The sequence below is a fragment of the Pseudomonas sp. GW821-FHT05H12 genome (assembly GCF_059419385.1).
Window position 1 is genome coordinate 1 of record NZ_JBWKRS010000023.1, and the last position, 13,144, is coordinate 13,144.

General features: G+C 61.9%; 11 protein-coding genes. 10 read left to right on the forward strand and 1 reads right to left on the reverse strand.

Going from position 1 to position 13,144, the window contains the following annotated elements; genetic code table 11:
* Positions 1 to 88 precede the first annotated feature (88 nt).
* On the reverse strand, positions 89 to 997 hold the full coding sequence (locus AC07SU_RS19625; protein WP_176999041.1) for a MurR/RpiR family transcriptional regulator: 909 nt from the start codon (positions 995 to 997) through the stop codon (positions 89 to 91).
* Between the two features lie 284 nt (positions 998 to 1,281).
* Between AC07SU_RS19625 and AC07SU_RS19630 the strand changes: the two genes are divergently transcribed.
* The 10 genes from AC07SU_RS19630 to AC07SU_RS19675 all read left to right on the forward strand — a co-directional run bounded on the left by AC07SU_RS19630 (position 1,282) and on the right by AC07SU_RS19675 (position 13,129).
* Positions 1,282 to 3,219, forward strand: a complete 1,938-nt coding sequence (locus AC07SU_RS19630; RefSeq protein ID WP_494997961.1) for a bifunctional 5-dehydro-2-deoxygluconokinase/5-dehydro-2-deoxyphosphogluconate aldolase — start codon at positions 1,282 to 1,284, stop codon at positions 3,217 to 3,219.
* A 163-nt stretch (positions 3,220 to 3,382) separates the two neighbouring features.
* The gene (gene iolE / locus AC07SU_RS19635; RefSeq protein ID WP_494997962.1) at positions 3,383 to 4,276 is read left to right on the forward strand and encodes a myo-inosose-2 dehydratase; all 894 of its coding nucleotides are present in this window, start codon (positions 3,383 to 3,385) and stop codon (positions 4,274 to 4,276) included.
* The gene (gene iolB / locus AC07SU_RS19640; RefSeq protein ID WP_078742045.1) at positions 4,273 to 5,061 is read left to right on the forward strand and encodes a 5-deoxy-glucuronate isomerase; all 789 of its coding nucleotides are present in this window, start codon (positions 4,273 to 4,275) and stop codon (positions 5,059 to 5,061) included. Before iolE ends, iolB begins: the two co-directional genes overlap by 4 nt.
* Positions 5,062 to 5,086: 25 nt before the next feature.
* Positions 5,087 to 5,908, forward strand: coding sequence for a TIM barrel protein (locus AC07SU_RS19645; RefSeq protein WP_494997963.1), 822 nt, complete (start codon positions 5,087 to 5,089; stop codon positions 5,906 to 5,908).
* A gap of 148 nt (positions 5,909 to 6,056) precedes the next feature.
* Entirely contained in the window at positions 6,057 to 7,988 is a 1,932-nt protein-coding gene (gene iolD, locus AC07SU_RS19650) for a 3D-(3,5/4)-trihydroxycyclohexane-1,2-dione acylhydrolase (decyclizing) (protein ID WP_494997964.1), read from the forward strand.
* Positions 7,989 to 8,006: 18 nt separating this feature from the next.
* Positions 8,007 to 9,017 (forward strand): bifunctional inositol 2-dehydrogenase/D-chiro-inositol 1-dehydrogenase, encoded by a 1,011-nt coding sequence (iolG, locus tag AC07SU_RS19655; protein WP_176999046.1) that lies wholly within the window; start codon positions 8,007 to 8,009, stop codon positions 9,015 to 9,017.
* Positions 9,018 to 9,167: 150 nt separating this feature from the next.
* The gene (locus AC07SU_RS19660) at positions 9,168 to 10,196 is read left to right on the forward strand and encodes a Gfo/Idh/MocA family protein (RefSeq protein WP_494997965.1); all 1,029 of its coding nucleotides are present in this window, start codon (positions 9,168 to 9,170) and stop codon (positions 10,194 to 10,196) included.
* A gap of 151 nt (positions 10,197 to 10,347) precedes the next feature.
* Positions 10,348 to 10,533 (forward strand): hypothetical protein, encoded by a 186-nt coding sequence (locus AC07SU_RS19665; protein ID WP_176999048.1) that lies wholly within the window; start codon positions 10,348 to 10,350, stop codon positions 10,531 to 10,533.
* Between the two features lie 48 nt (positions 10,534 to 10,581).
* Positions 10,582 to 11,511 (forward strand): sugar ABC transporter substrate-binding protein, encoded by a 930-nt coding sequence (locus tag AC07SU_RS19670; RefSeq protein ID WP_176999049.1) that lies wholly within the window; start codon positions 10,582 to 10,584, stop codon positions 11,509 to 11,511.
* 64 nt (positions 11,512 to 11,575) lie between these two features.
* Positions 11,576 to 13,129, forward strand: coding sequence for a sugar ABC transporter ATP-binding protein (locus AC07SU_RS19675; protein WP_176999050.1), 1,554 nt, complete (start codon positions 11,576 to 11,578; stop codon positions 13,127 to 13,129).
* Positions 13,130 to 13,144: the final 15 nt, after the last annotated feature.

A 13,144-nucleotide genomic window follows, 5' to 3' on the forward strand; every position in this document is an offset into this window, starting at 1 on the left:
GGCGGAGTGTCAGTCAGCGAAGATGTAAGCTGACCCACCGCCATCGCAGGCAAGCCAGCTCCCACAGGGGATCTTCAAACACCCAAGATCAGTCGTCGAACCCGACCTGCTCGTGGATCTCGTCCACCTTCAACTCCAGGCGGTAGGCCACGGCGATGAACAGCGCCTGGCACAGGCACAAGGTGGCGCTCAACGAGCGGAAGGCAAACGAGGAACCTTCGTTCACCAGCAGCACCGCGTTCGCCCGCTTGGCCAGGGGCGACAGGTTGCTGTCGGTGATGATCAGGGTCTTGGCCTGGTGGTGCTGGGCGATGCGCAGGCAGTGCTGGGTCTCTTTGCCGTAGGGCGTGAAGCTGATGGCGATCACCAGGTCGTTGGCGCGCACGCTGCGCATCTGCTCGCGGTAACTGCCGCCCAGACCCGAGATCAGGTGGATGCGCTTGTTGGTGTGCTGCAGGTTGTAGACCAGGTAATCGGCCACCGCAAAAGACCGGCGCACGCCAACCACGTAGATGTTGTCGGCATTGACCACCAGGTCCACGGCTTTTTCAAAGGCTGCATCGTCCAGTTCCAGGCCCAGGCGTTCGATGCCGGACAGGGTGGCGTTCACGCATTCCCGCGCCAGGTCGCCGCCGCTGGCTTTCTGCGACTTGTTGGCGATCATGCTGCGGATGCGCTGCTGGTAATTCTGTACCGGCGTGGTCTTGTGGGTGTAGGCCTCGCGAAACAGCGCCTGCATTTCGCTGAAGCCACTGAACCCGAAACGCTGGGAGAACCGCACGATGGCAGAAGGGTGCACCTCGCATTCGCGGGCGATGTCGCTGATGCGGTCGACCATGATTCGGTCGCTCTGTTGGCTCATGTAGCTGGCGATGCGCTTGAGCTGGCGCGGCAGGCTTTCGTATTCGTCGGTGATCAGCTGCAACAGGCGCTCGGCATTGATCGGAGGGCTGGCGATGGTTCCTTCCAGGGTGGTCTCGTGATCGGTGCTGGACATGGGCAATCCTTCTGGCTTGTTCGTCTGGTGCGCTGATGGGTGGCGCAAGTCTACAGGGTAGGCGCAAAAAAATACCCCGGCATCACGGCGTGCCTGGCCTGCTGAAACGATGCAGTGTCGGGGCAGAGCCTTCAGGGTGGCGTATTGGAAAAAATATTCCACTAAAAATAATTATGGAATAAATATTGATTGCCGTCGCCGGACGTTCTAGTCTGCTCCCACCAAGAGCGTTTGCCGTCGCCACGGCGGCACAACGCAGGCTGATAAAAATAACAGGAGCCAGCATGGGCCAGACTCGTTTTGCCAGTGGGCGTCAATTGGATCTGATTTGCCTCGGGCGCCTGGGCGTCGACCTCTACGCACAGCAAGTGGGTGCGCGGCTTGAGGACGTGTCCAGCTTCGCCAAGTACCTCGGCGGGTCCTCCGCCAACATTGCCTTCGGCACCGCCCGGCTGGGGCTCAAGTCGGCGATGCTGAGCCGGGTGGGGGACGACCACATGGGGCGTTTCCTGGTGGAATCCCTGGCTCGCGAAGGCTGCGATGTCAGTGGCATCAAGGTCGACCCGGAGCGCCTCACTGCCCTGGTGCTGCTGGGCCTCAAGGACCGCGAAACCTTCCCCCTGGTGTTCTACCGCGAAAACTGCGCCGACATGGCCCTGCGCGCCGAAGACATCAACGAAGCCTTTATCGCCTCCAGCAAAGCCCTGTTGATCACCGGCACGCATTTCTCCACCGAGGGCGTGTACAAGGCCAGCCTCCAGGCGCTGGATTACGCCGCCAAGCACAACGTCAAGCGCGTCCTCGATATCGACTACCGCCCGGTGCTGTGGGGCCTGGCGGGCAAGGCCGACGGCGAGACGCGCTTTGTCGCCGACCAGAATGTCAGCCAGCACGTGCAAACCATCCTGCCGCGCTTTGACCTGATCGTCGGCACCGAAGAGGAATTTTTGATCGCCGGTGGCAGCGAAGACTTGCTCACCGCGCTGCGTACCGTGCGCGAACTGACCCCGGCCACCCTGGTGGTCAAGCTCGGCCCGCAGGGTTGCACGGTGATCCACGGCGCGATCCCGGACCGCCTGGAAGACGGCGCCATCTACCCCGGCGTGCGTGTCGAGGTGCTCAATGTGCTCGGCGCCGGCGATGCCTTTATGTCGGGCTTCCTCAGCGGCTGGCTCAACGATGCCAGTGACGAACGCTGCAGCCAGTTGGCCAACGCCTGTGGCGGCCTGGTGGTGTCGCGTCACGCCTGTGCACCGGCCATGCCGACGCCCGCTGAACTGGACTACCTGTTCAACAGCCCGGTGCCGATCACTCGGCCCGACCAGGACGTGACCCTGCAACGCCTGCACCGGGTAACGGTGCCGCGCAAAGCCTGGAAGCAGCTGTTCGTGTTTGCCTTCGACCATCGCTGGCAACTGGTGGACCTGGCGCAGAAGGGCGGCCAGGACCCGGCGCGTATCAGCGATGCCAAGCAACTGTTTATCCAGGCCATCGAACGCGTCGAGAAAAAACTCGTCGAGCAAGGCGTCGAAGCCGACGTAGGCCTGCTGGCCGACCAACGCTTCGGCCAGGACGCGCTCAACGCCGCCAGTGGTCGTGGCTGGTGGATCGCGCGCCCGGTGGAAGTGCAGAACTCGCGGCCCCTGGCGTTCGAACACGGCCGCTCGGTGGGCAGCAACCTGATCGCCTGGCCGCAAGAACAGATCATCAAGTGCCTGGTGCAATTCCACCCCGACGACGAACCGATGTTGCGCCTGGAGCAGGAAGCCCAGCTGAAGGCGGTGTACGAGGCGTCGGTGGTCAGTGGCCATGAACTGCTGCTGGAAGTCATCCCGCCCAAGGATCACCCGTCCACTTACCCTGACGTGCTCTACCGCAGCCTCAAGCGCCTGTACAACCTGGGCATCTACCCGGCGTGGTGGAAGATCGAGGCGCAGTCGGCCGAAGACTGGAAGAAGCTCGACGAGCTGATCCAGGAACGCGACCCGTACTGCCGGGGCGTGGTGCTGCTGGGCCTGAATGCGTCGGCCGAGTTTCTCGCCGATGGCTTCCAGCAGGCCGCTCAGAGCACCACCTGCCGAGGGTTTGCCGTGGGCCGCACGATCTTCCAGGAACCGAGCCGTGCGTGGCTGGCGGGGGAGATCGATGACGAGACGCTGATCCAGCAGGTGCAGGCCACCTTCGAACAGCTTATTAACGCCTGGCGCCAAGCCAGAGACTGAAAAAGCGCTCAACCTGAAATGCAATCCAATGTGGGAGCTGGCTTGCCTGCGATTGCGGTCTTCCAGTCACAGATTCATTGGCTGACACACTGCCATCGCAGGCAAGCCAGCTCCCACAGAAGCCAGATCTCAGTGATATCTGAAAACAATAAAAGGTGCAGCCATGCCCGCAATCCGAATTGGCATCAACCCGATCTCCTGGAGCAACGACGACCTGCCGGCCCTGGGCGGCGAGACGCCGCTGAGCACTGCCTTGAGCGAAGGCAAGGACATCGGCTACGAAGGTTTTGAACTCAATGGCAAGTTCCCCAAGGACGCCAAGGGCGTGGGCGATGTGTTGCGCCCCTATGACTTGGCCCTTGTCTCCGGCTGGTACTCCAGCCGCCTGGCACGCCGCTCGGTGGCCGAAGAAATAGAAGCCATCGCCGGGCATGTCGAGCTGCTCAAACAAAACGGCGCCACCGTGCTGGTATACGGCGAGGTCGCCGATTCGATCCAGGGCTCGAAAATCCGCCTGATCGAACGCCCGCGTTTTCACAGTGAGCAGGCCTGGCAGGAGTATGCCGACAAGCTCACTGAACTGGCGCGTTTCACCCTGTCCCGGGGCGTGCGCCTGGCCTACCACCACCACATGGGCGCCTACGTCGAATCCCCGGAAGACATCGACCAGTTGATGAGCCGCACCGGCCCGGAAGTCGGCCTGCTGTTCGATTCCGGCCACTGCTACATGGGGGGGGGCGAGCCCATCAACGTGCTGCGCAAACACATTGACCGCGTCTGCCATGTGCATTTCAAGGACGTGCGCAAGCCGGTGGTGCAACTGGCGCGCAACCAGATGTGGAGCTTTCCCGATTGCATCGTCAACGGCACCTTCACCGTGCCTGGCGACGGCGATATCGATTTTTCCGAACTGCTGGATGTGCTGCTGGCCGCCCAATATGAAGGCTGGCTGGTGGTGGAAGCCGAACAGGACCCGGCTGTGGCACCCAGCTACATCTATGCGAAAAAAGGTTATGACACGTTGCGCGCGCTTCTCACTGAGAGGGTTGGACAATGAGCCTGTTGGTCAAAAGCAGCAAACGCGGGCAAACCATGGTCGCCCTGGAAGACGGGCGCTTGGAGTACGTAGGTTTTGCCGCGTATCGCCTGAGCCTGGGCGAAACCCTGCCGGTGACCGCCGGCGATCAAGAGCTCTGCCTGGTGCTGCTCAGCGGTCGCGTGAACATCGAGGGCGAGGGCTTCAACTGGCAGAACCTCGGTGATCGCCAGTCGGTGTTTGAAGACAAATCACCGTTTGCCGCCTACCTGCCGCCCGGCACCGATGCCCAGGTCACCGCCTTGAGCGATGTGCAGATTGCCGTCTGCGCCGCGCCGGGTGCCAGCGGCTACGAACCCCGGCTGATTCGGCCCGAGCAGTGCAAGCGCAGTGTGCGCGGCAAAGGCGCCAACACCCGCTATGTGTGCGACATCCTGCCCGACAGCGAGCCGGCGCATTCGCTGCTGGTGGTGGAAGTGCGCACGCCGTCCGGGCACTCGTCCAGCTACCCGCCGCACAAGCACGACACCGACGACCTGCCGCACCAGAGCTTTCTTGAAGAAACCTATTACCACCAGATCAACCCGCCCCAGGGCTTTGTGTTTCAGCGCGTCTATACCGACGATCGCAGCATCGACCAGGCCATGGCCGTGGAAAACAGCGACCTGGTGGTGGTGCCCAAGGGTTACCACCCCGTCAGCGTGCCGTACGGCTACGAGTCGTACTACCTGAACGTGATGGCCGGCCCCAAGCGCGCCTGGCATTTCCATAACGACCCGCAGCACAGTTGGCTGTTGGACCTTTAACCGGTTTGGACGGAGAACAACAACAATGAAGTCGCCGTTACGTTTTGCCCTTAACCGCATGGTCGCCCCCAACCTGTCCCTGCCGGACTTCATCCAATTGGCGGCGGCGTTGAAATGCGATGCCATCGAAATTCGCAATGACCTCGGGGACAAAAAGATTGAATTCGGCACCCCGGCCAGCCGCGTGCGTGAACTGTGCGCGCTGCAGGGCATCACGGTGCTGTCGATCAACGCGCTGTACCCGTTCGATGTGTGGAACGACGAGCGCCGTGCCCAGGCCCTCCAGCTCGCCACCTACGCCCGTGAGTGCGGGGCCCGGGGCCTGGTGATGTGCCCGCTCAATGAGCGCGGCGACACCCGCACCGAAGCCCAGCGTGCGGCGGGCTTGCGTACGGCCCTGAGCGAGCTGGCGTTGATCCTGCGTGACCATGGGATTCTCGGGTTTATCGAGCCACTGGGCTTTGAAGAATGCGCACTGCGGCGCAAACGCGTGGCGGTGGATGCGATCCAGTCCATTGGTGGCCTGGATGTGTTCCGCCTGGTGCACGACACCTTCCACCATCACCTGGCGAGCGAGCATGAGTTCTTCCCGGAGCTGACCGGGCTGGTGCATATCTCCGGCGTGGACGATGCCGAGGCGCCGCTCAACGCGATCCGCGACGGCCACCGCGTGCTGGTGGGCGAGGGCGACATTCTGGGTAATGCCGCACAAATCGACACCTTGCTCAGCACCGGTTACAGCGGTTACCTGTCGTTCGAACCGTTTGCCGAGAGCGTGCACGGCCTGGCCGACATCCAGCAGGCGTTAGGGGCAAGCATCGCCCACCTGCAGAAATCCCGAACCTGACACCGATCAACCTGTGGGAGCTGGCTTGCCTGCGATAGCGGTCTGTCAGTAGCAAATAAAGTGCCTGCCACGCCGCCATCGCAGGCAAGCCAGCTCCCACATTGGATCTCTGTTGATCAATGGACCGCATTTCCACAGGGTGTAAGACATGACCACAACACGATTGACCATGGCCCAGGCCCTGGTGAAGTTCCTGGATAACCAATACATCGAAGTCGATGGCGTGCAGAGCAAATTCGTCGCCGGGGTGTTCACCATTTTCGGCCACGGCAACGTGCTGGGCCTGGGACAGGCCCTTGAGCAGGACGCCGGCGACCTGGTGGTGCACCAGGGCCGCAACGAGCAAGGCATGGCCCACGCAGCCATCGGTTTTGCCAAGCAGCACCTGCGCCGCAAGATCTATGCGTGTACCGCTTCGGTCGGCCCCGGTGCCGCCAACATGCTGACCGCGGCGGCCACCGCCACGGCCAACCGCATTCCGTTGCTGTTGCTGCCCGGTGACGTCTACGCCAGTCGCCAGCCGGACCCGGTGTTGCAACAGATCGAGCAATTCCACGACTTGAGCATCAGCACCAACGATGCGTTCCGTTCCGTGAGCAAATACTGGGACCGCATCAACCGCCCCGAGCAACTGATGACGGCGGCGATCCACGCCATGCGTGTGCTCACCGACCCGGCGGAAACCGGCGCTGTGACCTTGGCACTGCCCCAGGACGTGCAGGCCGAGGCCTGGGACTATCCGGATTATTTCCTGCAAAAACGCGTGCACCGTATCGAGCGTCGCCCGGCCACGACGGCGATGATCGGCGATGCGCTGGCCGCATTTCGGGGCAAGCGCAAACCGTTGATCATTTGTGGCGGCGGGGTGAAGTACTCCGGCGCGAATGCCGCGCTGCAAGCCTTCGCCGAGCGCTTTGATATTCCCTTCGCAGAAACCCAGGCGGGCAAGAGCGCTGTCGTCTCTAGCCACCCGCTGAACGTCGGCGGCATTGGCGAGACCGGCTGCCTGGCGGCCAACCTGTTGGCGCCTGAGGCGGATCTGATCATTGGTGTGGGTACGCGCTACACCGACTTCACCACCTCGTCCAAGTCGCTGTTCAAGCACCCGGACGTGACATTTCTCAACCTCAATATCAGCCCTTGCGACGCCCTGAAACTGGACGGCGTGCAGGTGCTGGCTGACGCACAGGTCGCCCTCGAAGCCCTCGCCGATGCCCTGGGTGACTACCGTGCCGGCTGGGGCGGGCAGGTCGCCGAGGCCAAGGCGCAGCTGGACGCCGAAGTGGACCGTGTGCACCAGGTGGAATATGCCGGCGACGGCTTTGTGCCCGAGGTGGATGACCACCTGGACCGCGCCGTGCTGCGCGAATTCATCGAGCTGACCGGCTCCTGCCTGACCCAAAGCCGCGTGCTGGGCGTGCTCAACGAAACCCTGGCTGACGACGCCATCATCGTCGCCGCAGCCGGTAGCCTGCCGGGTGACTTGCAGCGCGCCTGGCGCAGCAAGGGCGTGAACACCTACCACGTCGAATACGGCTATTCGTGCATGGGCTACGAGATCAACGCGGCGTTGGGCGTGAAGCTCGCCGAGCCGGCAAAAGAGGTCTACGCCCTGGTCGGCGATGGCTCCTACATGATGCTGCATTCGGAGCTGGCCACCTCGATTCAGGAGCGACGCAAGATCAACGTGGTGCTGCTGGACAACATAGCCTTCGGTTGCATCAACAACCTGCAGATCGGCAATGGCATGGACAGCTTCGGCACCGAATTCCGCTTCCGCAACCCCGAGAGCGGCAAGCTCGACGGCGGCCTGGTGCCGGTGGATTTCGCCATGAGCGCGGCGGCCTACGGCTGCAAGACCTACAAGGTGAGCACCGTGGAGCAACTGGAAGCGGCCCTGGCGGATGCGCGCACGCAAACCGTCTCCACGCTGATCGACATCAAAGTGCTGCCCAAGACCATGGTCCACGGCTACCTGTCGTGGTGGCGGGTGGGCGTGGCGCAGGTGTCCACCAGCGAACGCACGAATGCGGCGGCAAAAAAACTCAACGAACACCTGGCGAAGGCCCGGCAGTACTAATAACAAGAGGAGTTTTGTATGTCTTTGAAGCTTGGAGTCATCGGTACCGGCGCCATCGGCCGGGACCATATTCGTCGTTGCAGCCAGACCCTGCTCAACAGCCAGGTGGTGGCGGTGACCGACATCAACCTGGAACAGGCTGCCAAAGTGGTGGCCGACCTGAATATCAGCGCCGAAGTGTACGCCGACGGCCATGCGCTGATCCGCTCGCCTGAAGTGGAAGCGGTGCTCGTCACCTCCTGGGGCCCGAGCCACGAAGAGTTCGTGCTGGCCGCCATTGCGGCCGGCAAGCCGGTGTTCTGTGAAAAGCCCCTGGCGGTCACCGCCGAAGGCTGCCGCAAGATCGTCGACGCCGAAGTGGCGTTTGGCAAACGCCTGGTGCAAGTCGGCTTTATGCGCCCTTATGACGAAGGCTATCGCGCCCTGAAAGCCGTGATCGACAGCGGCCAGATCGGCGAGCCCTTGATGCTGCACTGCGCGCACCGCAACCCGACGGTGGGCGAGAACTACAAGACCGACATGGCGATCACCGACACCCTGATCCACGAGCTGGATGTGCTGCGCTGGTTGCTCAACGACGACTACGTGTCGGTGCAGGTGGTGTTCCCGCGCAAATCCAGCAAGGCCCTGGCCCACCTGCGTGACCCGCAGATCGTGCTGCTGGAAACCGCCAAGGGCACGCGCATCGACGTGGAAGTGTTCGTGAACTGCCAGTACGGCTACGACATCCAGTGCGAAGTGGTGGGGGAGACCGGCATCGCCAAGCTGCCGGAGCCGTCGCAAGTGCAACTGCGCAGCGGTGCGAAGCTGTCCAACGCGATTCTGATGGACTGGAAGGATCGGTTCATCGGCGCTTATGACGTGGAGTTGCAGGCCTTTATCGACAGCGTACGGGCCGGGCAAGTCGGCGGGCCGTCGGCGTGGGATGGGTTTGCGGCGGCTGTGGCGGCGGATGCGTGCATTGAGGCGCAGGGCAGTGAACAGATCGTGAAGGTGAGCTTGCCGGAGCGTCCGCACTTCTACGGCTGAACCACTGAAGAAGTTCGGTCAAAAATGTGGGAGCTGGCTTGCCTGCGATAGCGGTCTTTCATTTAACAATGGAGTGCCTGATACACCGCCATCGCAGGCAAGCCAGCTCCCACATTTGACCGGGTTTCCAATTCAAGAAGGAATCGACTCATGAGAATTGGATTGGTTGGCTACGGCCACGGCGGGCGCTTCTTTCATGCGCCGCTGATTGCCACGCTGCCAGGCGCCACGTTTGTCGGCGTGGTCACGCGCTCAGCCGAGCGCCGTCAGCAATTGAACACTGATCATCCGGGGGTGAAGGCCTTTGACTCCATTGGCCAGATCGTTGAAGCCGGCGTCGACGCCCTGGTGATTTCCACCACCCTCAAAGGCCGCCCGGCCCTGGTGCTGGAAGCCATCGAGCACGGTGTTGCCGTGGTCAGTGACAAACCCTTTGCCGCCAACGCCGAGCAGGCCCAGGCCCTGATCACGGCGGCCGAGCGCCAGGGCTCGCTGCTCAGCGTCTACCAGAATCGGCGCTGGGACTCGGATTACCTGACCCTGCGCAAGCTGATCGATGCCGGCGCCCTGGGCACTGTCACCCGTTTCGAATCCCGTGTGGAACGCTACACCCCCGAGGCCGTGGGTAACGCCAGCGGTGGCGGCTGGTTGCGCGACTTGGGCAGCCACCTGGTGGACCAGGCGCTGCAACTGTTCGGCCCGGTCGACCGGGTGTTTGCGCAACTGCAGTTCAGCCCTGAATACCCCACCCTCGATCACGGCTTCTTTGTCTCGTTGACTCATGCCAACGGGGTGATTTCGCACCTGTGGGGCAGCGCGTTGCAAAACAGCCAGGCGCCGCGCTTTCGGGTCAGCGGCACCGCCGGGTGCTACACCGTCGACGGGCTGGACGGCCAGGAGGCGTTGCTGATGGCTGGCAAGTCGCCGAAAACCGAAGGCGAGCACTGGGGCGCGGAAGAACACCGGCGCTGGGGCTGGTTTGAGCAGGGCGAGGAGCGTGAACGGGTGCCTTCGGAAAAAGGCTGCTGGACGCAGTTCTATCGCCAGTTGCACAGTGCTGTGCAAGGGCAGGGGCCGTTGCCGGTGGAGGCCGCGGGTGCGCTGGAAACCACGCGTATTTTGGACGCCGCACGCCTCAGTCATGAGCGTCGTCAGGTGGTCGAAACGAAGGCGCTGTAGGGCTTTTCCAGAAAAATAGAATAAAATTCTAAAACATGTTGATATGGAAATTATTTTCCAATAAAGTCTTTTCCAGGTTGCATAAAGTACGTTCGGACTCGATTCGGGCGGCTCAACAAAAACAAGATCAAAAACAACCAGGTACCGTCAGATGAAAATCTTCAACGCTGTACTGCGAGTTTTACGCCCTGCCCACACGCCACGCGGCCTGCCCCGCGCCCGGCCGTTCTACTTCTCCTTTCTCAATGTGCTGATCGTCGAAAACAAAGACGCGCTGGTGTGCTGCATTCCCGGTGCGCCGGTGGTTCGACTGCCGTCTTCGCCCGTACCGCTCTGAAAAACGCAACGTCCACAAAACCAACAAGAAATTGGAGACAGACCGTTCATGAAGACCCCGATCCGTTTTACCGCGCTGGCCCTGTCCATGCTGCTTGCCAGCGGCTTTGCCTCGGCTGCCGACCTCAAGATAGGTGTGAGCATGTCCGCGTTCGATGACACCTTCCTGACTTACCTGCGCGAAGACATGGACAAGCAAGCCAAGTCCTACCCCAAGGGGGACGGCGTGCAACTGCAGTTCGAAGACGCCCGCGCCGACGTGGTCAAGCAACTGAGCCAGGTGGAGAACTTCATCAGCCAGAAGGTCGACGCGATCATCGTCAACCCGGTGGACACGGCATCGACCGCCAACATCATCAAGGCGGCTACCGCGGCAAAAATCCCGCTGGTGTTCGTCAACCGCCGTCCTGACAGCCCGACCCTGGCCCCAGGCGTGGCGGCCGTGACCTCCGACGACGTCGAGGCCGGCAAGCTGCAAATGCAGTACATCGCCGAAAAACTCGGTGGCAAGGGCAATATCGTGATCCTGCTGGGTGACCTGGCGAACAACTCCACCACCAACCGTACCAAGGGTGTGAAGGAAGTGCTCACCAAATACCCGGGCATCAAGGTGGAACAGGAGCAGACCGGCATCTGGCTGCGTGACAAGGGCATGACCCTGGTCAACGACTGGCTGACCCAGGGGCGCGACTTCCAGGCGGTGCTGGCCAACAACGATGAGATGGCGATTGGTGCCTCCATGGCCCTGAAGTCGGCGGGCAAGAAGGGCGTGTTGATCGCCGGTGTCGACGGCACGCCAGACGGCCTGAACGCGATCACCAAGGGCGACATGACCGTGTCGGCCTTCCAGGACGCCAAGGGCCAGGCCGACAAATCGGTGGAGACGGCGCGCAAGATGGCCAAGAACGAGCCTATCGAGCAGAACGTGGTGATCCCGTTCCAGCTGATCACCCCGGACAACGTCAAAGACTTCAAATAGCCCTGACATAACAACAATAAGCCGGCGGGGCGGCCTCGGTCGCCCCGCAGATGGAGTACCTTCTATGCTCGCTCAAGCGACTGTCTCGCAGCCTCCCGGTATCCAGCCCCAGCCGTTGGAAGAACCCTACCTGCTGGAAATCGTCAACATCAGCAAAGGCTTTCCCGGCGTCGTGGCCCTGGCCGACGTGCAACTGCGGGTGCGTCCCGGCACGGTGCTGGCGCTGATGGGCGAGAACGGTGCGGGCAAGTCGACGTTGATGAAGATCATCGCCGGCATCTACCAGCCCGACGCCGGCGAGATCCGCCTGCGCGGCAAGCCGATTGTGTTTGAAACGCCCCTGGCAGCGCAGAAGGCCGGGATCGCGATGATCCACCAGGAACTCAACCTGATGCCGCACATGAGCATCGCCGAGAACATCTGGATCGGCCGCGAGCAGCTCAACAGCCTGCACATGGTCAACCACCGCGAAATGCACCGCTGCACCGCCGAATTGCTGGCGCGCTTGCGCATCAACCTGGACCCCGAGGAACACGTGGGCAACCTGAGCATCGCCGAACGGCAGATGGTCGAGATTGCCAAGGCCGTGTCCTACGACTCCGACATCCTGATCATGGATGAGCCGACCTCGGCTATTACCGAAAAGGAAGTGGCCCACCTGTTTTCGATCATTGCCGACCTCAAGTCCCAGGGCAAAGGCATCGTCTACATCACCCATAAAATGAACGAAGTGTTCGCCATCGCCGATGAAGTGGCGGTGTTCCGTGACGGCCATTACATCGGCCTGCAACGCGCCGACAGCATGAACAGCGACAGCCTGATCTCGATGATGGTCGGCCGTGAACTGAGCCAGCTGTTCCCTGTGCGTGAGACGCCGATTGGCGACCTGCTGTTGTCGGTGCGTGACCTGCGCCTGGATGGCGTGTTCAAGGACGTGTCGTTCGACCTGCATGCCGGTGAAATCCTTGGCATCGCCGGGTTGATGGGCTCGGGCCGTACCAACGTGGCGGAAACCATTTTTGGCATCACCCCAAGCTCTGGCGGGCAGATCACCCTGGACGGCAAGCCGGTGCGCATCACCGATCCGCACATGGCCATCGAGAAGGGCTTCGCGTTATTGACCGAGGACCGCAAGCTCAGCGGCCTGTTCCCGTGCCTGTCGGTGCTGGAGAACATGGAAATGGCGGTGCTGCCGCACTACACCGGCAACGGTTTTATCCAGCAGAAAGCCCTGCGCGCTTTGTGCGAAGACATGTGCAAGAAGCTGCGGGTGAAGACGCCGTCGCTTGAGCAGTGCATCGACACGCTGTCGGGCGGCAACCAGCAGAAGGCCCTGCTGGCGCGCTGGCTGATGACCAACCCGCGCCTGCTGATCCTCGATGAACCTACTCGTGGTATCGACGTGGGCGCCAAGGCTGAGATCTACCGTTTGATTTCCTTCCTCGCCAGTGAAGGCATGGCAGTGATCATGATTTCCTCCGAGCTGCCCGAAGTGTTGGGCATGAGCGACCGGGTGATGGTGATGCACGAGGGCGACCTGATGGGCACCCTGGACCGCAGCGAAGCGACCCAGGAAAAAGTCATGCAGTTGGCTTCCGGTATGACCGCAGTCCACTGACTACAGAATAAGAAG

What these genes read in the sequence shown, in the direction of transcription:
- AC07SU_RS19660 (WP_494997965.1), top strand. Translation starts at nt 9,168, where the DNA reads ATGAGAATTGGATTGGTTGGCTACGGCCACGGCGGGCGCTTCTTTCAT.
- iolE (WP_494997962.1), top strand. Translation starts at nt 3,383, where the DNA reads ATGCCCGCAATCCGAATTGGCATCAACCCGATCTCCTGGAGCAACGAC.
- iolG (WP_176999046.1), top strand. Translation starts at nt 8,007, where the DNA reads ATGTCTTTGAAGCTTGGAGTCATCGGTACCGGCGCCATCGGCCGGGAC.
- iolB (WP_078742045.1), top strand. Translation starts at nt 4,273, where the DNA reads ATGAGCCTGTTGGTCAAAAGCAGCAAACGCGGGCAAACCATGGTCGCC.
- AC07SU_RS19645 (WP_494997963.1), top strand. Translation starts at nt 5,087, where the DNA reads ATGAAGTCGCCGTTACGTTTTGCCCTTAACCGCATGGTCGCCCCCAAC.
- AC07SU_RS19630 (WP_494997961.1), top strand. Translation starts at nt 1,282, where the DNA reads ATGGGCCAGACTCGTTTTGCCAGTGGGCGTCAATTGGATCTGATTTGC.
- AC07SU_RS19665 (WP_176999048.1), top strand. Translation starts at nt 10,348, where the DNA reads ATGAAAATCTTCAACGCTGTACTGCGAGTTTTACGCCCTGCCCACACG.
- AC07SU_RS19670 (WP_176999049.1), top strand. Translation starts at nt 10,582, where the DNA reads ATGAAGACCCCGATCCGTTTTACCGCGCTGGCCCTGTCCATGCTGCTT.
- iolD (WP_494997964.1), top strand. Translation starts at nt 6,057, where the DNA reads ATGACCACAACACGATTGACCATGGCCCAGGCCCTGGTGAAGTTCCTG.
- AC07SU_RS19675 (WP_176999050.1), top strand. Translation starts at nt 11,576, where the DNA reads ATGCTCGCTCAAGCGACTGTCTCGCAGCCTCCCGGTATCCAGCCCCAG.
- AC07SU_RS19625 (WP_176999041.1), bottom strand. Translation starts at nt 997, where the DNA reads ATGTCCAGCACCGATCACGAGACCACCCTGGAAGGAACCATCGCCAGC.